Origin of the sequence: Streptomyces sp. NBC_00859, from assembly GCF_045161865.1 — a bacterium.
Lineage (GTDB): Bacteria > Actinomycetota > Actinomycetes > Streptomycetales > Streptomycetaceae > Streptomyces.
In genome coordinates this window covers 7,313,979-7,334,050 of record NZ_CP108826.1, presented here as the reverse complement: position 1 = coordinate 7,334,050, position 20,072 = coordinate 7,313,979, and the positions used below count along the sequence as shown (strand labels likewise).

At 72.8% G+C, this 20,072-nt stretch carries 12 protein-coding genes and 1 pseudogene; 6 read left to right on the top strand and 7 right to left on the bottom strand.

Going from position 1 to position 20,072, the window contains the following annotated elements; genetic code table 11:
* Window positions 1-34: 34 nt before the first annotated feature.
* The 6 genes from OG584_RS32290 to leuC are packed head-to-tail and all read right to left on the bottom strand — an operon-like array spanning window position 35 to window position 10,169.
* Window positions 35-1,261, bottom strand: a complete 1,227-nt coding sequence (locus OG584_RS32290; RefSeq protein ID WP_405783141.1) for a class I SAM-dependent methyltransferase — start codon at window positions 1,259-1,261, stop codon at window positions 35-37.
* Complete coding sequence (locus OG584_RS32285; RefSeq protein ID WP_405783139.1) at window positions 1,245-5,264, bottom strand: non-ribosomal peptide synthetase; 4,020 nt, start codon at window positions 5,262-5,264, stop codon at window positions 1,245-1,247. The genes OG584_RS32290 and OG584_RS32285 overlap by 17 nt, the downstream gene beginning before the upstream one ends.
* A complete protein-coding gene (locus OG584_RS32280) occupies window positions 5,261-6,529 on the bottom strand; it encodes a Zn-dependent hydrolase (protein WP_405783137.1) in 1,269 nt (422 codons plus the stop codon). The genes OG584_RS32285 and OG584_RS32280 overlap by 4 nt, the downstream gene beginning before the upstream one ends.
* On the bottom strand, window positions 6,526-7,614 hold the full coding sequence (locus tag OG584_RS32275; protein WP_405783135.1) for a branched-chain amino acid aminotransferase: 1,089 nt from the start codon (window positions 7,612-7,614) through the stop codon (window positions 6,526-6,528). Before OG584_RS32275 ends, OG584_RS32280 begins: the two co-directional genes overlap by 4 nt.
* 50 nt (window positions 7,615-7,664) lie before the next feature.
* Window positions 7,665-8,723: a 3-isopropylmalate dehydratase small subunit gene (leuD, locus tag OG584_RS32270; RefSeq protein ID WP_405783134.1), complete on the bottom strand. Its 1,059-nt coding sequence runs from the start codon at window positions 8,721-8,723 to the stop codon at window positions 7,665-7,667.
* A gap of 57 nt (window positions 8,724-8,780) precedes the next feature.
* Window positions 8,781-10,169 (bottom strand): 3-isopropylmalate dehydratase large subunit, encoded by a 1,389-nt coding sequence (leuC, locus tag OG584_RS32265; RefSeq protein ID WP_405783132.1) that lies wholly within the window; start codon window positions 10,167-10,169, stop codon window positions 8,781-8,783.
* A gap of 214 nt (window positions 10,170-10,383) precedes the next feature.
* Between leuC and OG584_RS32260 the strand changes: the two genes are divergently transcribed.
* Window positions 10,384-11,379: a TauD/TfdA family dioxygenase gene (locus OG584_RS32260; RefSeq protein WP_405783131.1), complete on the top strand. Its 996-nt coding sequence runs from the start codon at window positions 10,384-10,386 to the stop codon at window positions 11,377-11,379.
* 363 nt (window positions 11,380-11,742) lie between these two features.
* Here the strand turns inward: OG584_RS32260 and OG584_RS32255 are convergent, their stop codons facing one another.
* Window positions 11,743-12,909: a LeuA family protein gene (locus OG584_RS32255; protein ID WP_405783129.1), complete on the bottom strand. Its 1,167-nt coding sequence runs from the start codon at window positions 12,907-12,909 to the stop codon at window positions 11,743-11,745.
* Between the two features lie 235 nt (window positions 12,910-13,144).
* Here OG584_RS32255 and OG584_RS32250 point away from each other — a divergent pair, with 235 nt between their 5' ends.
* From OG584_RS32250 to OG584_RS32230, 5 genes and pseudogenes are all read left to right on the top strand, one after another.
* The gene (locus tag OG584_RS32250) at window positions 13,145-14,428 is read left to right on the top strand and encodes a glutamate synthase-related protein (protein ID WP_405783127.1); all 1,284 of its coding nucleotides are present in this window, start codon (window positions 13,145-13,147) and stop codon (window positions 14,426-14,428) included.
* Window positions 14,406-14,621: an MbtH family protein gene (locus OG584_RS32245; RefSeq protein ID WP_405783125.1), complete on the top strand. Its 216-nt coding sequence runs from the start codon at window positions 14,406-14,408 to the stop codon at window positions 14,619-14,621. Before OG584_RS32250 ends, OG584_RS32245 begins: the two co-directional genes overlap by 23 nt.
* A gap of 5 nt (window positions 14,622-14,626) precedes the next feature.
* Entirely contained in the window at window positions 14,627-16,441 is a 1,815-nt protein-coding gene (locus OG584_RS32240; RefSeq protein WP_405783124.1) for a non-ribosomal peptide synthetase, read from the top strand.
* 33 nt (window positions 16,442-16,474) lie between these two features.
* Window positions 16,475-19,555, top strand: coding sequence for an amino acid adenylation domain-containing protein (locus OG584_RS32235; protein ID WP_405783123.1), 3,081 nt, complete (start codon window positions 16,475-16,477; stop codon window positions 19,553-19,555).
* 76 nt (window positions 19,556-19,631) lie between these two features.
* Window positions 19,632-19,950 (top strand): annotated as a pseudogene (locus OG584_RS32230) (VOC family protein); the annotation flags it as partial.
* Between the last annotated feature and the right edge of the window lie 122 nt (window positions 19,951-20,072).

Genomic DNA, 20,072 nt, shown 5'->3' with positions numbered 1-20,072 from the left:
TTTCCGGTGCGGGACCCCACCCCTTCCGTTCGTCTCACCCGCCCTGGGTCACCGCCCTGAGGTGCGGGAAGGACGGTGTGGTGAGCCGGATACGCAGGTCACGCAGCTCGTCGCGGGCAGGTACGCCGCCCCGGGCCGCGAAGAGCTCGCGCAGCGGGCGCGTGCCGTCAGCCTCCCCCGCCAGCCAGGGCGCCGCCGGGGGCGGGCCGGTGACCAGGGGCTGCGGCGCGTCCAGTGGCCGGTAGCCGCCGGAGCGGCCCATCACCCATACCCGCTCGCTCGCGGTCACGGGGGCGAGTACGGCATCGAGGAACGCCTCGTCGCGATCGGCCTCGCACAGCGCGGGGAGCGGGTTGTCCGTGCGGCGCAGGTAGAACCACAGCAGGGGGCTTCGGTCGACGCTGAGCGCCTGGGTGACCTGCCAGCGCGTCACGTCGTCCAACGCCTCGCTCCGACGGCGCAGTTGGTCGTCCGTGCAGGGCACCCGCCAGTCGTACAGGTCGAGTCCGGTGGCCAGCTGGCTCGCACAGGGTGCCTCCAGGGCGAGACCGGCCGCGCGGGCCGTCTCGTGGAGGGTACGGACGGTGAAGTTGCGCTCGCAGGGGTTGAGCCAGCTGTCGGCGAACTGCTCCTCCGGCTCGCCGAGGTCCGCTCGCAGCTGACGGGTCAGTTCGCTGTCACGGGTGAGGGTGCCGGCGACCCGGCGGGCGAACCACAGGTCCTGTTCGCGGCCGAGCAGCCGCATGGCCCCTTGGAACGCGGTGATCTCGCGCCGGTGGTAGGTGTTGTACACCATCAGCTCCAGCACGCCGGAGGGCTTGAGGGCCGTGGCGAGCCGGTCCAGGAGCAGTCCGGGGTCGGGGTGGTGGTGGATCACCCCGGTGCACACGACGTAGTCGAACTCTTCGCGGTACCCGGCGTCGGTGATGCCCTCCTCGCGCAGGGTCAGGTTGCGCGCGCCGAGCTGGTCGCCGGCGGTCCGGCACAGGTCGAGGGAGTCCGTGGAGACATCACTGCCGACGACCTCGGCGTCCGGGAAGCGCAGGGCGACGATGAGGGCCTGGTTGACTCCGCAGCCGGGCACCCAGATCCGCGCGTCGCGCGGCACGCGCCGGTGGGTGAAGTCGCCCAGTTCCTGGGCCAGGAGCGCCGGGTGGAGGGTGGGGTCGTCGGGTGCGGTGAGCCGGGTGGCGTGCCAGGGGTAGGGGAACTCGGAGTAGAACTCGCCGATGATCTGTTCGGCGTCAGCGTGCACGGTCATGTTGTGCCCTCCCGTCCCCGGCGATCAGTTCCCGCAGTGCCGCGGCCGAGGAGGCGGCGGCGGGCAGCCGCATCATGCCGAGGTGGTCGCCGGCCACCTGTATGTGCTTGACGGGTCCGCCGGCGTGCTCCTGCCACTTGGCCACGAGCAGGATCTGGTCGTCCCCGTCGCGCTCCTGTGAGGTGAGGACCGTCATCGGGCCGTCGTAGTGGCCGACTTCGTAGCCGCCGAGGGTCTCCAGCTGGCGCTGCCAGATGTGCAGCACGTCCTGGGGGAAGAGGGAGTAGTCGCGGCAGGTGGCCGGGTCGATGCCCATGGCCTGGAACAGGTCGCCGCGCAGGACGGCCTGGAACTCCTCCTCCCGCTCCTCGTCCCCGGCGAGCCCCAGCCGGGAGCGGATGCGGCGCAGTTGGCGTACGTATCCGCGCCAGCGGGTGTTCTCCTGCGGCGGGCTGGGATCGAGAAGGACCAGCTGGGCGACCTGGCCGCCCAGCGCACGCAGCCGGCGGGCGGTCTCGAAGGCGGTGACACCGCCCGCCGACCAGCCGACGATGTTGACCGGTCCGGACACGGCGTCGCGGATCTCGGCGGCGTAGCGGGCGGCGGTGTCCTCAAGCCGGTCGTCGCCGTCGGAGTCCTCACCGCGCAGGGCACCCAGGGTGAGTCCGTACAGGGGGGCCTCGCCGCTGAGTATCTCGACCAGGTGGCGGTAGCAGAAAACGGTTCCGCCCAGCGGATGGACGAACACGGTGGGCGTGCCGTCGCCGTCGGGGGCGAGCTGGGACAGGCTGTGCCCGCCGGCCGGGCGGTCCTCGTCACTGACGGCTGCGGCGACCCCGGCGACGGTGGGGTCCTGAAGGAATCGGGCGAAGGTGAGTTCGGCGCCGAGCAGGCCGCGCAACCGGGCCACGACGGTCAGGACGAGCAGGGAGTTGCCGCCGAGCCCGAAGAAGTTGTCGTCGGGTCCGAAGGCCTCGGGGGCCAGGCCGAGGACCTCGGCCCATGCCTGGGTGACCGCTTCCTCGGTGGGGGTGCGCGGGCCGCGCAGCGCTGCCGGGGAGCCGGTGCCCCACTCGGGCCGCGGGAGCGCCGACCGGTCGACCTTGCCGTTGCCGTTGAGCGGGACGCGGGCGAGTTCGAGGACCTGGGCGGGCACCAGGTGTGCGGGCAGGATGTGGGCGAGTTCCGCGCGCAGGGCGGCGGCGTCGAACGCGGTACCGGGCTCGGGTACGACATGGGCGACCAGGGCGGGAGTTCCGGAGGGGGTGTCGGAGGTGACCACGAGGGCCTGGCGTACGCCGGGGACGGCCCCCAGGGCCGCCTCGACCTCACCGGGTTCGACACGGTAGCCGTTGATCTTGACCTGGTGGTCGGACCTGCCGCAGAACTCCGCCTGCCCGTCCGGCAGCCAGCGGCCCAGGTCGCCGGTGCGGTAGAGCCGGGCACCGGGCGGGCCGAACGGGTCGTCGACGAACCGTTCGGCGGTGGTCTCCGGCCGGTTGGCGTAGCCGCGGGCCACACAGGTGCCGCCGATGTGGATTTCGCCGATGACGCCGGGGGGTACGGGCCGGCGGTCGTCGTCGAGGACGTACAGGGTGGTGTTGGGGATGGGCCTGCCGATGGGCAGCGTGGCGGGCTCGTCGCTCTCGCACGTGCCGGGGGCCGCTTGGGACGGGATCTCGTACACGCTGTTGGCGACGGTCGCCTCGGTCGGCCCGTACTCGTTCACCAGGGGCAGGTCGGGGGCGAGCACACGCCAGGCGGCCAGGGCCGCCGGCGGGAAGGCGTCGGCCCCGACGACGAGCAGCCGGGCCAGGTCGCGTGCCTGGTCGGGGGCGAGCTGGGCAGTGAGCAGTTCCAGGTGGCCGGGGGTGAGTTTGATGAAGCTGTACGGGGCTCCCGAGGCCAGCACCTCCCCCAGGCGGTCCGGTGGCAGGCCGTCGGGGGCGAGTGCCACGGCCTGGCCCATGAGCAGCGGGGTGTAGAGGTCGGGCACCACCATGTCGAAGGCCATGGAAGAGAACAGTGGTGCCCCGCCGTCGCCTTCGGCGGCGTAGCGGCGCACGCACCAGTCCAGGAAGTTCGCGAGCCCGCGATGCTCCACGAGGACGCCCTTGGGCTTGCCGGTCGATCCGGAGGTGTGGATGACGTAGGCGAGCGCGTCCGGGCCCGGTCCGTCGGGCAGGTCGGTGCCGGGGTGAGCGGCGACGGCGGACCCTGCCTCATCGAGCACGACGACGTCGACGCCGAGAGCGGCAGCCCGTCCGGCAAGCCCGGACTCGGTGACGACCAGGCACGCCCCGCTGTCCTCGGTGACGAACTCCAGGCGGGCGTCGGGGAAAGCGGGGTCCAGGGGCACATACGCGGCTCCGGCCTTCCACGCGGCCAGGCAGGCCACTACGAGGTCCGGTGAGCGGCGCAGCAGCAGCGCGACCCGGTCGTGCGGGGCGACGCCCTGGGCGCGCAGGTGGCGGGCCAGCCGGTTGGCCCGCCCGTTCAGCTCCTCGTAGCTCAGCGTCCGCCCGCCACCGCCCAGCTCACGAACCGCTACGGCGCCGGGGGTGCGCCGCGCCTGCTGTTCGAAGAGGCGGTGCACGCAGGTGTCGGCGAAGGCCGTGCGGCCGCCGTCGGCGAACGCCTGGAGGGCGTCGTCGCGACGGGCCGGCGACATCACGGGCAGGTCGTTCAGCGCGGTGCCGGGCGCGTGGAGGGCGGCGTCGAGCAGGGCGGTGAACCCGTCGGCGACGGCGCGGATGCCCGCGTCGTCGCAGGCGGTGGTGCGATAGGTGAACTCGCCGGTGAGTCCTTCGCCTTCGGGCCTCAGGGCGAGCATGAGGTCGGTCTTGGGTGCGTGGTCGGGGAAGCGGAAGGGCGCCGTCGCGCAGCCCGGCAGGCGCAGGGCGGGGGCAGTGGCGTGGTCGAGTTCGAAGAAGACGTTGAACAGCGGGTTGCGCAGCCCGGAGGAGGCGGCGGTGCGCACGGTGTCGAGGACGTCCTCGAACGGCACCCGTACGTGCTCGAAGGCGTCCAGGACGGTGTCGGTCACCGTGGCGACGGCGTCGCGGAAGGCAGTGCCGCCGGGGGTCGCGGTGTGCAGCGCGAGGGTGTTGAACAGCGGGCCGATCACGTGCTGGGCGTCCTCGTCGAGGCGGGTCGAAGCCGTGGTGCCGACGGTGACCTCCTCGGTGCGGCACAGGCGCCCGAGGAGGGCGCAGAACGCGGTCAGCAGCACGCTGTAGCGGGTGGTGCGGGCTTCACGGGCGAAGGCGTCGACGCGCCGCAGCAGGGCGGGCGGAACGGGGAAGCTGTGGCCGGCGCCGTCCCGTCCTGTGCGCCCGGGGTGTCCGGTCAGCGGCAGGGCAAGCGGGGTCGCGCCGTCGAGGTGGCGGCTCCAGTAGGCGAGCCCCTCCGCGCGTTCTGCCTCGGAGAGGGTGGCGTGCCGGTGGTAGTCCGGGGTGTCGTCGTGCGCGTGGCGCTCCTCGAGGGCGGGATCGTGGGGGCCGTCCGGGGCGGTGCGCCGCGTGTAGGCGCGGCTCCAGGCGTCGTACAGGAGCTGCACGGAGTCGCCGTCGCACACGGCGTGGTGCAGATGCAGGGCGACGACGTGGTCATCGGGTGCCAGGCGCAGCAGCATGGCGCGCAGCAGTGGGCCTCGCTCCAGGTCGAAGGGGACACGGGCGGCCTCGGCGACGAGGTCGCGGGCGGTGGTCTCCGCTCGCGCCGGGGGCAGGGCGGTGAGGTCGGTCTGTGCCGGCGCGGCCGCCAGGCCCGGGTCGACGACCAGGGACAGGCCGCTCTGGCCGTAGCGGGCGAACCGCGATCGCAGCAGGGGCTGTTGGCCGGTCACGTCGCGCAGCGCCTGGCTCAGCGCCGCGGGGTCCAGCGGGCCGGTCAGGCGCAGCGCGCAGGACACGGTGAACTCGGAGCCGATCGGGTCGAGCTGGGAGGCGAGCCACATACCCCGTTGGATCGGGAGGGCAGGCACGCGGGTGGCGGTTGTCATGTCGTCATTCCCTCCAGGAGGGTGCAGCCGAGCAGCACGCCCGCGCCGCGGACGAGATCGGCGGGCGCGGTGTGTTCGTAGGGGACGTGGCTCGCGCCGTCCTCGCTCGGCACGAAGATCATGCCGGTCGGGGCGACTCGGGCCATCCACTGGGCGTCGTGGCCGGCGCCGCTGGGCAGGGTGACGCTGGACAGGCCGAGAGCGTCGGCCACCCGGCGCACGGTGGCGCGCCGGCCGGGGTCGCAGGGGGTGGGGCTCACCCGCTGGACCTCGGTGACGTCGACGGTGGTGCCGGTCGCGCTCCCCGCTTCCTGCCCCATGGCCCGCAGCCGGTCGAGTCCCGCCCGCAGGTTGTCCTCGGACATGTCGCGCAGGTCGACGATCACGCGGGCCCGGCCGGGGACGACGTTCCAGGCTCCGGGCGAGACCTGGCAGTCACCGACGGTCGCGACGCGTACGACGCCGCCGGGGCCGGTGAGCGAGGGGACGGCGACGGTGAGGCGCGCGGCGGCGAGCAGCGCGTCGTGTCGGTCCGCCATGGGGGTGGTGCCCGCGTGGTTGGCCTGCCCCTGGACGGTGACCTCGGCGGTGAGGCGGCCCGAGATGCCCTCCACGATCCCGATGTCGGTGCCGGAGCCGATGAGCACCGGGCCCTGCTCGATGTGCAGTTCGAGGTAGGCGGCGACGGAGCCGGGTGCACGGCGCACGTCGTCGACGCACCTGCTGTCGCCTCCCGCCGCGTCCAGGACCTGGGCCAGGGCGCGGTCCTGCCCGGTGACCACCAGATCCAGCTCGCCCGGTTCCAGACAGCCCGCGACCGCACGGGAGCCGAACATGGCGGGGGTGCCGGTGGTGCCCTCCTCGTTGCTGAACGCCATCACGCACAGCGGACGGTCGAGCACCGTGCCGCTCTCGTGCAGGGTGTGGGCGACCTCGACGGCCGCGAGCACTCCGTACGCGCCGTCGTAGGCTCCGCCGCCGGGCACGGTGTCCAGGTGCGAGCCGAGGACCAGGGGCGCCCCTGTCCCGCCGCGTCCCTGCCGGGTGCCGACCAGATTGGCGGCGGCGTCGACGCGCACGTCGAGGCCGGCTTCACGCATGAGGCCGGCCACGAACTCCTGGCCCTTGACGTCCTCCCGGCTGAACGCGCGGCGCGTGACGCCGCCCTCGGGGGTGGCGCCGATGGCGCGCAGCCGTTCAAGGTTCGACAGCAGCCGGTCGGCGTCGACGCGGGTGGGGAGCAGGGGTGTGGTCGTCGTGGTCATCCCTGCCGTCCCTCCGCCACGGGGTGCCGCCAGTCGTGGACGTCGGGGACCAGTCCGTGGTGGTGGGCGCGCAGGCGCTCGCGGACGGCCCGGGTGACGGGGCCGGGGGTGCCGTCGCCGACGTGCCATTCCTCGTCGCCGTCGCGGACGCCGCCGACGGCGGTCACGACGGCGGCGGTGCCGCAGCCGAAGGTCTCGGTGATCAGGCCCGACTCGCAGTCGGCGCGCCACTGGTCGATCGCGACGGGCTCCTGCACGACCCGGTGGCCCAGCTCAGCGGCGACGGCGATGACCGAGTCGCGCGTGATGCCGGGCAGGAAGGTGCCGCTCAGCGGCGGGGTGACGACGGTACGGTCGGCGCCGTGGCCTCGTACGAAGAACAGGTTGGCGCTGCCCATCTCCTCCACCCAGCGGCCCTCCCTCGCGTCCAGCCAGACCACCTGCTGGGCACCGGCCCGCCCCGCGGCGAGCTGGGCGGGCATGGTGGGGGCGTAGTTGCCGGGGGTCTTCGCGCTTCCGGTGCCGCCGGGGAAGGCGCGGGGAAAGTCGCGGCAGACCCACGCGGTCACGGCGTCCGCGTCCTCGCCGAGGTAGCTGCCCATGAGGAAGGAAATGAAGACCACGGTGTACGCGCGGGCGGGGCGCGGCACCACGTTGGCCTCCGACGCGAACATGAACGGCCGCAGGTACAGGCTGTGTCCAGGCCGGTCGGGCACGACCTCGCGGTTGGCCTCGACCAGCCGCTCCAGGGAGCCGACGAAGAGTTCCTCCGGCAGCTCCGGCATCGACAGGCGGCGGGCGGAGCTGCGGAAGCGGCGGGCGTGGTCGAAGGGCCGGAAGACGGCGAAGGAGCCGTCGGACTGACGGTGCGCCTTGAGGCCCTCGATGATCGACTGGCCGTAGTGCAGCGCGGCGCTCGCCGGTGACACGGACAGGTTCTGGTGCGGGCCGAGCAGGGGCTGGGTCCAGCCGTCGTCCTCGGTCCACTGCAGGGTCACCATGTGCGGCGTGAAGCCGCCGATCTCTGCCTTCAAGATGCCTGCCTCACCACTCACGGTGGCGGGTGCGGCGGTGCTGACGGTCATGTGGGTGTCCTCACGTGCTCGTTGGTGTGGCAGCCGCGGACGGGTGGCGCTCAGAAGTTGCAGACGAACAGGAAGGAGTCGCGGCGGGCGATGAGCCCCCCGGGTGCGAACTCGAAGATCTCCGCGAAACGGTGGGCCTGCTCGCGGCCGTTGGTGAGGTGGCCGCTGAAGGTGCCGTCGACGGCGACGGCACCGTCACTCAGGAGCACCCGGGTCAGGGTGTGGGAGCCGTCGGCGACGGTGCGTCCTTCGCGGTAGTACGACTCGATGGCGTCGCGGCCCGCCAGGGTCGGGCTGCCGGGCCGGTGGTAGACGGCGTGCTCGTCGAACAGCTCGGCGAAGCCGGCGAAGTCGCCCTCGTCGATACGGCGGTACATCGTGTGCACGGCGTCCTCGGGTGACAGGGTGGGTGACACGGTCGCCTCCTGGGCGGGACGGCGGCGCCGGGCGCCGCGGGGACCGGGGGCCGGGAAGCGCACCGCGGTCGTCGGGGTGGGGGTCCTGCGCTCCTCGTACGCGCGGACGTCGTCCTCGTGGTGCAGGGTGGCGCCGATGGCGTCCTGGCCGCGCAGCAGCCGGTTCTGGGTGTCGGCGTCGAGGTCGAAGGGCTGGACGAGCCCGGCCGCGGTGACCGTGAGGTCGTTCACGTCGATCCGGACCTCGGTGGCTGGGTCCTCGTCGACGGCGTGCCATACGGCGTCCACGAAGCTCTGGGGCACGGGGACGGCGTACAGGCCGTTGAGCCAGGCGTTGGCGCGGAAGATGTCACCGAAGCGGGGCGACAGGACGGCGCGGATCCCGTGGTCGGCGAGCGCCCAGACGGCGGCTTCACGCGAGGAGCCGGTGCCGAAGTTCTCGGCGGCGACGAGCACGGTGGCGCCGCGGTGGCGGGGGTCGTCCAGGACGAAACCGGGCTCGGCCCGCCGGTCGGCGAACAGGCCCCGGGCGAAGCCGGTCCGTTCGGTGTTCGTACAGAACCGCGCGGGGATGATCTGGTCGGTGTCCACGTCGCGGATGCGCAGCGGTACCGCCGTTCCGGCGTGGCCGGTGGCGGGCCGGCGCGGGTCGGACGCGGGCGCCGGGGACTGGGTGGCCGGGGACACGGTCACGGCCGTCTCCTCTCCTCGTCGGTGCGGTGGTGGGATGGTGCCGGGAGTGGGCGCCGCTCACGCCTCTGACAGGTCGTCGGGCCCCGCGATCCGGCCGCGTACAGCCGTGGCCGCGGCGACGGCCGGCGAGACCAGGTGGGTACGGGACCCGGTACCCTGGCGGCCCTCGAAGTTGCGGTTGGTGGTGGAGGCGGACCTCACCCCGGCGCCGAGCCGGTCCTCCCCCAGGCCGACGCACATGGAACAGCCCGGTGCCGCGCGGAAGTCGGCCCCCGCGCGGGCGAAGATCCGGTCCAGGCCCTCGGCAACAGCCGCCTCACGCACGCGGGCGGAGCCGGGCACGATGACAGTGCCGACCCGGACCCGGTGGCCGTCCAGGACGTCGGCCGCGGCCCGCAGGTCCTCGATGCGGCTGTTGGTGCAGGAGCCGATGAACACGGTGTCGACCGCGATGTCCCGCACGGCGGTTCCGGGGACGAGGTCCATGTAGTCCAGGGCCCGGCGGGCGGCGGTGGCCTCGGCCTCGTCGGCCAGGTCGCGCGGGTCGGGCACCCGGCCGTCCATCGGGACGCTCTGGGCCGGGTTGGTGCCCCACGACACGCGGGGCAGCACGCGTGTGCCGTCGATCTCGATCTCTCGGTCGAAGGCCGCGCCGTCGTCGCCGTGCAGCGCCAGGCCGTCGTAGCGTCCGGCGTCGCGCGGCGCGGTGCGTGCCAGGTAGTCGCGCGTGGCGTCGTCGGGGGCGACGAGGCCGGCCCGTGCGCTCATTTCGACGGCCATGTTGCACAGCGTCATCCGCCCCTCCATGGACAGCGCCCGCACCGCGGGGCCGCGGAACTCCACGATGTGGCCCTGGGCGCCGCCCGTACCCACCCGGTTGATCACCGCGAGGGCGAGATCCTTGGCGGTGCTGCCCGCGGGCAGGGTGCCGGTCACCGTCACGGCCATGTCCCGGGGCCTGGCCAGCGGCAGGGTCTGAGTGGCCAGGACGTGCTCCACCTGGCTGGTGCCGATTCCGAGGGCCAGGGCGCCGAACGCGCCGAGGGTAGTGGTGTGCGAGTCGCAGCACACGGCGGTCATCCCCGGCCTCACCAGGCCGAGTTCGGGCCCGATGACGTGCACGATGCCCTGCGATGCGGTGCCGAGCCGGTGCAGCGGGATCCGGAACTCCGCGCAGTTGCGCGCCATGAGGCGGCGCTGGTGGCGGCGCGCGGCGTCGGGGTCGGCCCGGTCGACCGCGATCGTGGGAGTGGTGTGGTCCTCGGTGCCCACGGTCAGGTCGGGCCTGCGGACCGTGCGGCCCGCGGCCCGCAGCCCGGCGAAGGCCTGCGGGGTGTTCACCTCGTGCAATAGGTGGAGGTCGATGTAGAGGAGGTCGTTCCCGGCCCCGGTACGGCGCACGACATGCTCGCGCCACACCTTCGCGGCCAGTGTCTGTGGTGCCACGGCGGATACCTCCGCATCCGTGATCTCTTCGTCCGGCGCGTTCCCGCCCGACGCGTCCGGCGCAGGGGGTACGTGATCGCTTCCTGCGGCTCATCGAAACACCTGGAGCGCGGCCCCGGAATCGACAGCCGTGATGAACTCACTCGCCCCCGGGTGGAGTCCACTCGGCCACTCGATCGATGATTCGCGCGGAAAGCGGGCGGACGATGGCGGAATGGAACCCATTCACGTACTCACGCCGCCCCAGCACGACGAACTCCTCGCCGCGCTCGGGGCCGTACCGCACAATCCGTACCGGGACCATGAGGAATTCGTCGCAGGCGTGGCCCGGGTGACCCCTCCGCCATTCCTGGTGGACGTGTGCTCGCGTATCCGGCAGGACCGCAGGAGCGGGCGCAGCGAAGCACACGTGATACGGAACTGCCCCGTCGACCCGAATGTGCCCGAACTCGACCTCGACGATCCGGTGGCGGACAAGTACCGCAAGAAGACGACCTTCGTCGGGGAGGCGTTCCTGGCGCTGGTCGCCCGGCTGACCGACACTCCGCTGATGGCGTACGGCAGCCGCAACAACGGTGACTTCTTCACCGACGTCATCGCGATCAACAAGTACAGCGGCATGAAGACGGGGTTCAGCGACAGCGAACTGCCCTTTCACAACGACCGCACCGCGCACTGGGCGCGTGCCGACCACATCGCCCTGCTCGGCATGCGCTGCCCGCAGGACGAGGTCATCTACACGACCTTCGTCAGCGGCCGCGAACTGCTCCGCAACCTGTCGGAACAGGACCAGCGGATCCTGCGCCGGCCCTACTTCACGACGTCCTTCGACGTCTTCTCACGGGACACCAACAGCAGCCAGCACTCGTCCGGCGCACACCCGATCCTGGAGGGCGACCACTCGATCCGCTACCTGGAGACGACGACGTCGGTGGTCCCCGAGGCGCCGGGCCAGGCCAAGGACGCGCTGCTGGGACTCAAGAACGCTCTGGTGGTCGCCGAGAAGCAACGCCACCGGCTGCGCGACGGGGATCTGCTGCTGTTCGCCAACCAGGACGGTCTGCACAGCAGGGACCGCATCGAGATCCTCGACGCGGAGCGGGCGGCCACGCGCTGGCTGCTGAAGACGTACGCCTTCCGGGACCGTGCGGCGGCCGACCGCTACTCCGGCCGCTGGAAGAACGGGGTGGAGGGCCTGATCGACGACTGACGGCCATCGCGCGGTGCGACCGGGCGGCCCGCCCACACAGGCGGGCCGCCCTCACCCGTGCGCGTTCACTGCCGTTGCGGTTGCCATTGCCGTTGCCGTTGCCGTTGCCGTTGCCGTTGCCCGTACGCTGCCGCGCCCCGGAGGGTTCCGGACGGCGATCCAGCGATGCAGCGAGCCGCCGGGCCACCGCGCCCCCGGCGACCCGCTGTTCCGCGCCGTCCGTTGAGTCTCCTGCACGACTCTCCCCGCGGGCCTGGTGCTCCGTAGGCCCCGCGAGCCTGGCACGGGCACGACGAGGGCGGTGGGAAGCGGACTGTGTCGTCCGCTTCCCACCGCCCGTGCCCGCGGTGACGAAGGCCCGCCTCAGCGGCCCGCCCCGACGGTGAGCAGTTCGTCGGCGAGCCTCCTGCGCAGCACGGAGATGTCCTCGCAGTCGCCCCCGGTGCGCTCGCTGATGTGCCGGCGGTACAACGCCTCCATCCGTTCGTCGTCGATGTGCACGCCCATCGTGTCGAGCAGGTGCCGCAGCACGGCTCGGCCCGAGTGGCGGGCGATGAGCATGGAGCGCTCACGGCCGAAGCGCTCGGGCTCCACGAACTCGTAGGTGGACGGGTCCCGCAGGATCCCTGCCTGGTGGATCCCGGCGGCGCTGCCGAAGGCGTACGCCCCGAAGACCGCCTTGTTGCGCGGCTGGTCGAGCTTGATGATGTGGCGCAGCGCGGTGTAGGCGGCGTACATGGCCCTGGTGTCGATGTCGGTGTACAGGCCCAGGGAGGCGCGCTTGTACGTGAGGAGCGCGACCAGTTCCTCCATGGCCGCGTTGCCGGCGCGCTCCCCGATGCCGCCCAGCGTCGTCTGGACGCCGTCGGCCCCCGCCTGCAGCCCGGCCAGGCTGTTGGCGGTGGAGAGCCCGAAGTCCTCGTGGCAGTGGGTGAACACGCTCACGTGCGGCGGTGCCCACGAGCGCACCTTGCCTATCATCCCGCCGTACTCCTGCGGCGTCATGCAGCCCGAGGTGTCGGCCGCCACGACGCAGGTGATGCCCGCGTCCGTACCCGCCTCGATCTGGGCGCGCAGCAGGCTGTCGGAGCCGCGCGACGCGTCCTCGAGGGCGAGCGAGACGCGGGGCACGCCCAGCTTCCGGGCGTGCTCCACGGAGTTGACGATCTCGTCGATCGACTCCCTGGCGGAGATGCGGCGCTTGCGCTCCAGGTGCAGTTCGCTCGATGTGGCGAGTATCTGCACCTCGTGCCGGCGGGTGCCGCCCGCGGCCACGGCGCAGTCGATGTCGGTGCGCACGGTTCGGCAGAAGGTGGTGAACCAGGCGCTGGTGAGGTTGCGGGAGATGAGGCGGGTCGCTTCGGCCTCCGCCGGCGACGAGGCGGGGAACCCGGCCTCGACGACGTCCACCCCGAGTGCCTCGATCCGCAGCGCGAGTTCCAGTTTCTGCTGCGGGGTCATCGAATTGCGCGGCGCCTGTTCGCCATCCCTCAGAGTGGTGTCGAAAATTGAAACTCGACGTTCTTCCATCGGTAGCCCCTTTCGCGGCGTTCCAGATGCCCTCATGGACCCACGGCGCAGAGTTCCGGTCAATCATTCCCGCGTCCAACTCCTTCCACCCGCAGGGGAGAAAGACCACCTCGGGAGTTAAATATGCGATTTCCAGCGGAAGTTCCGACCGGAAGTTCCGGGTGTCGCACAGCCTGGGTCTAGGTTGGTGCCACCCGATACGACGGGATCTCATATTCCATTAGGGGAGGCCCGCATGAGCGGCATGCTGCGCGCGCCAGGATTTCCGGAAGCCGCCGTGCGTGAGCGCGCACGCACGGGTATTGAGGCGGCCTTTCCGCCACTGGACGGCTACGGCTCCACGCTCTACGGCAGCGGCTGGGCGGGACCGGCGCGCGACGACCCGCTGGAGCGGCTGCGGCTGCTCCCGCCGGTGTTCATGGAGCAGCGCCTGGAGAAGCTGATCGACCTGGGGTGCGAACCGATGCCCTCGGACGTGAACCTGGAGACCACCATCGGTGGCTTCCCGTCCCGACTGCCCTTCTACGTCTCGGCGTTCGGGTCGACCGCCGCCGCCCGCGGCGACCTGGGCACCTCGCTCGGCAAGCAGGCGGGCCGGCTGGGGATCCCCCTGGTGGTCGGCGAGAACGTGGTGCCGGTCATCGGCTACGGACGCCTAGGCGACCAGCCCGCGAAGGCGCTGCTGGCGCGGATCGAGGCGTACGGGGAGGAAGGCGACGGGCGGCACGGCGGGATCGTGGTGCAGCAGAGCACCGAGGACGCCGACGCCGAGGTGTGGAACCTGGTCTACAGCGATCCGGCGGCCCAGCCGTTCCTGGAGGAGGGCCGGCTGGCCTTCGAGCTCAAGACCGGGCAGGGCGCGAAGCCGGGCCTGGGCGGGATGACGCTGCTGGACGATGCCGCCGCGGCGGCGGTCGCGGAGCAGTACGCGCTCCTGCCGATGCCGGATGACGGCCGGACGCTGCGCGCCTCCAGCCCCGGCACGTACACCGAGGAGATCCTGCGCCAGCAGATCAATCTGATGCGGAACAACTACCCCCGGGCCCGGGTGTGGGTGAAGCTCCACCCCGGCCGGGACGTCGGCGCCGCCGCGCGCGTGGCCTGGGAGGCCGGCGCGGACAGCGTCACGGTGGACGGAGCCGAGGGCGGCACAGGCTGGGCGCCCGGCTGCTTCCTGGACCATGTGGGCCTCCCGCTGTTCGACTGCCTGCTGGCGACCGGGCAGGGGCCCGGCTGCCTGCTGGCGGGCGGGCGCGTGTGGGAAGGGACTCGGGCGGTGAAGTGCCTGGCCCTGGGAGCCCGCGCGGTGGGCCTGGGCCGGGCAGCCCTCGTCGCCGCCGACGAGGATCCCGAGCGGGGCCTGCTGCGCCTGGCGGCCTGTCTCGACCTTGAGGTGCGCATGCTCATCAGCGCCCTCGGTAAGTACGACACGGCCACGGTGAACAGGGACGACGTCGGTCCGCTGCCGGCCATACACAAGGAAGAAGAGGTGTCCCATGACGCATCCGTTCGAGGATGACTCGGCCCCCTACCTGGTGCTCGCCAACGACCAGGAGCGCTATTCGCTGTGGCCCGCGCCGCTCGCCGTCCCGGACGGCTGGCGGGTGGCGCTGACGGAGCGCGACCGGGCGGCCTGCCTGGAGTTCGTGGACCGCCACTTCGCGGTGGTCGCGGACCGTGCGGGCGAACCGGCGCCCTCCCGGGCACGGTGAGCGCGGTGACGACCCTCGCCGGCCTCTTCGCCGCGCAGGCGGAACGCACACCGCACGCCACAGCCGTGATCGCGGACCGGGTCACCCTCGACTACGCGGCGCTGGCCCGCCGGGTGCAGGAGGTCGCCGACGCGCTGCGCCGCGACGGCATCGGGCCGGGCAGCGTGGTGGCGGTGCGCATGGACCGCTCCCCCGATCTGGTGGTCGCCCTGCTCGGCGTGGAGAGTGCGGGCGCGGCCTACCTGCCGCTCGACGCGGACACCCCGCAGCGCCGCACCGAGCTGATCCTCGACGAGGCCGCCCCGGACCGGGTACTCACCGCGCTGCCCGTGCCCCCGGCGTCCGCGGACACCGGGGAGGGGCCGGTGCGACGGGCCCGCGCCGAGGACCCCGCCTACGTCATCTACACCTCCGGGTCCACCGGACGCCCCAAGGGCGTCGTGGTGCGCCAGGAGGCCATCGTCAGCCATCTGCGGTGGATGCAGCGAGCAGTGCCCCTGAACGCCGACGACCGGGTACTGGTCAAGACCCCGGTCGGTTTCGACGTCTCCACTTACGAGTACTTCTGGCCGCTGATCTGCGGCGCCGCGCTCGTCGTCGCGCCGCCGGGTCTCGAGCGGGAACCGCACGGGCTGGCCGCGCTCATCGCGCGCCGGGGCGTGACCACGGTGCAGTTCGTACCCTCCATGCTGCGGCTCTTCCTGGACGCACAGGTCACCGACCGCTGCCGCTCACTGCGCCGGATCGTCTGCATCGGCGAGGCGCTGCCGGTGTCCCTGCGCGATCGCTGCCTGCGCCTGCTGGACGCCGAGTTGCACAACCTGTACGGGCCCACCGAGGTGACGGTGGCTGCCACGGCCTGGCACTGCCGTCCGGGCGCGGATCCGGACAGTGTGCCGATCGGCCGTCCGGTGAGCGACACCGGCGCGCACGTCCTGGACGAGCGGCTCGACCCGCTGCCTCCGGGCGTGACGGGCGAGCTGTACCTGTCCGGCGTGCAGCTCGCCGAGGGCTATCTCGCCCGGCCGGGACTGACCGCTGAGCGGTTCGTGGCCAGTCCCCTGGGGCCTCCGGGCTCCCGGCTGTACCGCACAGGGGACCTGGCACGGCGGCGGAACGACGGCGTGCTGGAGTTCATCGGCCGGGCGGACGGCCAGGTGAAGTTCCGCGGCCGGCGCATCGAACTCGGCGAGATCGAGACGGTGCTGTCCGCGCATCCGGCCGTCGCGCAGGCGGCAGTGGTGTGTGCCGGGCCGCCGGACGGCGATCGCTGGCTGGCCTGCTTCGTGGTGCCCGCGCCGGGCAGGCCCGCGCCCGACGGGCAGGCGCTGGGCGAGCACCTGCGCGGTTCACTGCCGGAGACGATGGTGCCCACCGCGTGGGCCGTTCTCGATCGGGTCCCGCTGACCGGCAACGGCAAGCTCGACCGGGCCGCGCTGCCCGAGCCGCCCCGGCCCGGCCCGGCTCCCCGGCCGGGCTCCCCGGCACCGGCCGCGCGACCGGCCGATGGAGCTCCGGAGGCCTGGCTGTGCGCGGCCACCGAGGAGGTGTTGGGGCTGACCGCCGGAGATGCGGCGCCGGGCCACTCCTTCATCGGTCTCGGCGGCGACAGCATGGCGGCCATGCGTCTGGTGAACCGGGCCGTCGCTCGCGGCATCGGGATCACCGTGGCCGATGTCGTCGGCGCCGCCTCACTGGCCGAACTGGCCTCCGCGGCAGCCCCCGGGACCACGCCCGGCCCGGATACGGAGCCGGAGCTGCTGCCCGACCTGGACCCGCGTGAGTACGAGTCCCTGGCGGCGCAGTTGTCGCGCGGCTGACCGCTGTCCCGACCGTCCCGAAGTGGAGGCCCCATGTCCGCCCCCGTCATCGACGAGATACTCCCCCTCACCCCGCTGCAGGAGGGCCTGCTGTTCCACACCCTGGCGCAGGACGGGCAGCAAGGCGTGTACGTCGCGCAGTACACCGTGCCGCTGCGCGGACCCCTGGACGCGGAACGGCTGCGCGCGGCGGTACACCGGGCGCTGGTGCGCCACCCCAACCTGCGGGCCCGCATCCACCACCGCGCCAACGGACAACCCGTGCAGGTCGTTCCGCACGACACCGAACCGAACTGGTCGGTGGCGGGCCCCTACGACGGCAGCGCGGTGCTGCGCGCCGCGCGCACCGACGGGGTCGGAGTTCAGGGCGGTCCGCTCCTCCGGTTCGACCTGGTCCGCGAGGACGTCGAGCGGCACCGTCTCGCGGTCACCGCGCACCACTGCGTACTGGACGGCTGGAGCGCCCGCGTACTGCTGCGCGAGATTCTCGCCGGGTACGCGAACGAGGACCTGGCTCCCGCGGTGCCCTACCGGCGATTCCTCGGCTGGCTCGCCGGCCGTGACCGCGCCGCAGCCGAACAGGCCTGGCGGGATGAGCTGGCCGACGCCGCACCGACCGTGCTGGCCCCGGGCTCGGGCGGCGCGGCACCCCGCTGGTCGACCGCGGTCGAGACGGTGCCCGCACCGCGGACCGCCATTCTGACCGCCCGGATACGGGATCAGGGCGTGACGCTCAACACCGCGGTGCAGGCCGCGTGGGCGCTGGTGCTCGCGCGGCAGACCGGGGGCGACGACGTCGTGTTCGGCTCTGTCCTCAGCGGCCGTCCGGCGGAACTCGACGGCGTTCAGGACATGGTGGGCATGCTGGTCAACACGGTGCCGGTCCGGGTGCGGACGGGTGCGAGCGCGAGCCTGGCCGCCCTGCTGGCCGATGTGCACGCCCGCCGGCTGGCCCTGCATCCGCACGACCATCTGGGCCTGGGCGACATCGCTCGGGCCGCAGGGGCCGCAGGACCCCTCCTGGACACCACGGTGACCGTGGACGCATCCCCCGAAGGGCCGCTCGGTGCCGGGGAGTTCGCCGGACTCCGGGCCGGCGGGATCAGCTGCGCCGAGACGGCCCACTACCCGGTGACGGTGGTGGTGACGCCCGGCGAGCGCCTGGAGGTACGGCTGCACCACGACGCGGCCCGCGTCCCCGAGGCACTGGCCCGTGCGCTCGCCGCCGACCTGGTACGGGTCCTCGACGTCTTCTCGGAGGACCCGGCGACCCGGCCCGGAGACGTGGCACCGTGCGACCCCGGGCTGCGGGACCGGATGCTGGCCGCGGGACGGGGGGCCCGCTTCCCGCTCCCCCGAGCTGCGTGCGTACACACCGTGTTCTCCGGCCAGGTGGCGCGCGACCCGGAGGCCACGGCCCTCGTCTTCGACGACGAGCGGGTCTCGTACGGCGAACTGGACCGGCGCGCCAACCGGCTGGCCCACCACCTGATCGGCCTCGGCACCGGCAGGGGCGACTGGGTGGGCGTACGCCTTGAGCGCGGCCCGCAGCTGGTCGTCGCACTGCTCGCCGCGCTCAAGTCCGGTGCCGGCCACGTGATGCTGGACCCGGCGTTCCCCGACGCCCGGACCGCCGAGTGCGTCCGGGCGACCGGCTGCCGGATCGTGGTGAGCGACCGCCCGCTGCCGGACACGGCTTCGGACCCGGTCGGCCCGTACACGGTACGGACCGACGATCCGGCGCTCCTGCACGGTCTCCCGGACACGGACCCGGGAGTGGCGGTCGACGGCGAGGACCCGGCCTGTGTGCTGTTCACCTCGGGCTCGCAGGGCAGGCCCAAGGGGGTGGTGGCGTCGCACCGGGCTGTCGTCGGCAGCCTGGTGGGACAGGAGTTCGCCCGCGTCACCCGGTCGGACGTCGTCCTCCAGTGCTCCCCGATGTCCTGGGACGCCTTCGCCTTCGAGCTGTTGTCCGCACTGTTCGCGGGTGCCACCTGCGTCCTGCAGCCAGGCGGGACACCCGAGCCGGAGATCGCCGTACGCCTCATGGGCGAACACCGCGTCACAGTCGCCCACTTCTCCGCCAGCCTGCTCAACTTCATGGTCGACGAGCACCCTTCCGCCTTCGACACGGTCCGGCTGCTGCTGACCGGCGGCGAGGCCGCCTCCCCGCGGCACCTGGAGCGGCTGCTGCGCCGCCGCCCCGCACTGCGGCTGGTCAATGCCTACTCGCCGCTGGAATGCATGATGGTGACCGTGTGGCGGCCCGTCACGCTGCGGGACTGCCTCGACGGATCCGTACCGCTGGGCGGTCCGGTGGCCAACAAGCACTTCTACGTCCTGGACGACAAGCTGCGAGTACTGCCGCCGGGAATGGTCGGCGAGGTGTACCTCGGCGGGGTGGGCGAGGCCCACGGCTACCTGGGCGCGGCCCGCCTCACCGCCGAGCGTTTTGTGGCCGACCCCTACGGCCCGCCGGGGTCGCGCGTGTACCGCTCTGGGGACCTGGCCCGCTGGCGTGCCGACGGCACCGTGGAGTATCTGGGGCGGCGGGACGACCAGCTGAAACTGCGAGGCTTCCGTATCGAGCCCTCGGAGGTGGAGGCTGCGCTCGCCCGCCACCCGGACGTGGCCGGCGTACGCGTCCTCGTACGCACCGAAGGCCCCGGTGACCAGCGGCTCGTCGCCTACGTGCTGCCGCGCGCCGGGACGGCTCCCGGGGCACTGGGGCTGCGCGCGCAGGCCGAGGCCGAGCTGCCCGAGCACCTCCGGCCGGTGGCGTACGTGACGGTGGACCGTTTCCCCACGACCCCGAACGGCAAGCTGGACCGCCGAGCCCTGCCCGCACCCGTGTACGCGGGCACGGCCGAGCCCTCCGGCGCCCCGGACGGCCCCGTGCAGGAGCGCCTGTGCGCGCTGTTCGCGGACGTGCTGGGCCTGGAACGGGTCGGTGCCGAGGACGACTTCTTCAGTCTGGGCGGCCATTCGATTCTGGCCCTGCGGCTACTGGGGCGGATCAAGGCGGAGTTCGCGCAGGAGGTACGCCTGCGCACACTGCTGCGCCACCCGACGGTGGCGGAGCTGGCGCAGGAGCTGGGGACACAGGCGGTCTGAGCACATGTGCGGCCACAACCCGGCCGGGAAGCCGCTGGGTTGTGGCCGCTTTCGGCCTGTACGAGTTGCCCCGCGATTGATCTGGGTCGAAGCGGGTGGCGCCCGGAGGCCGAACGCCCGGTACCGCGCCTGTCTGGGCCTGGACGCTGACGAGCACGGCTTGTGGCGTCGGGCAGCCGGTGTTCGCGACGTCCGGGTCTCCGGGACCGACCACTTCGGGTCGCGCTCCCCGCAGACCATCCTCAACTTCCGGGTGGGCGAACTGGATGCGATGCTCGCGCAGCTGCGCACCGAGGGAGCGGACGTGTCCGAGGACATCCAGGACACGGAGGGTGTCGGTCGATTCGGCCGGGTCATGGATCGTCGAGGGCAACCGGGTCGAGCTGTGGCAGCCCGTCCGACCGCGCCCGGCTCGCACGGCAACCGCGGTCCGCGGCCAGCGACCGGACGCCGCACGGAGAGGTGCCCCCGTGCGGCTCAATGGGCTCGCCCATTGGCCGGACAGGGGCACCTGATC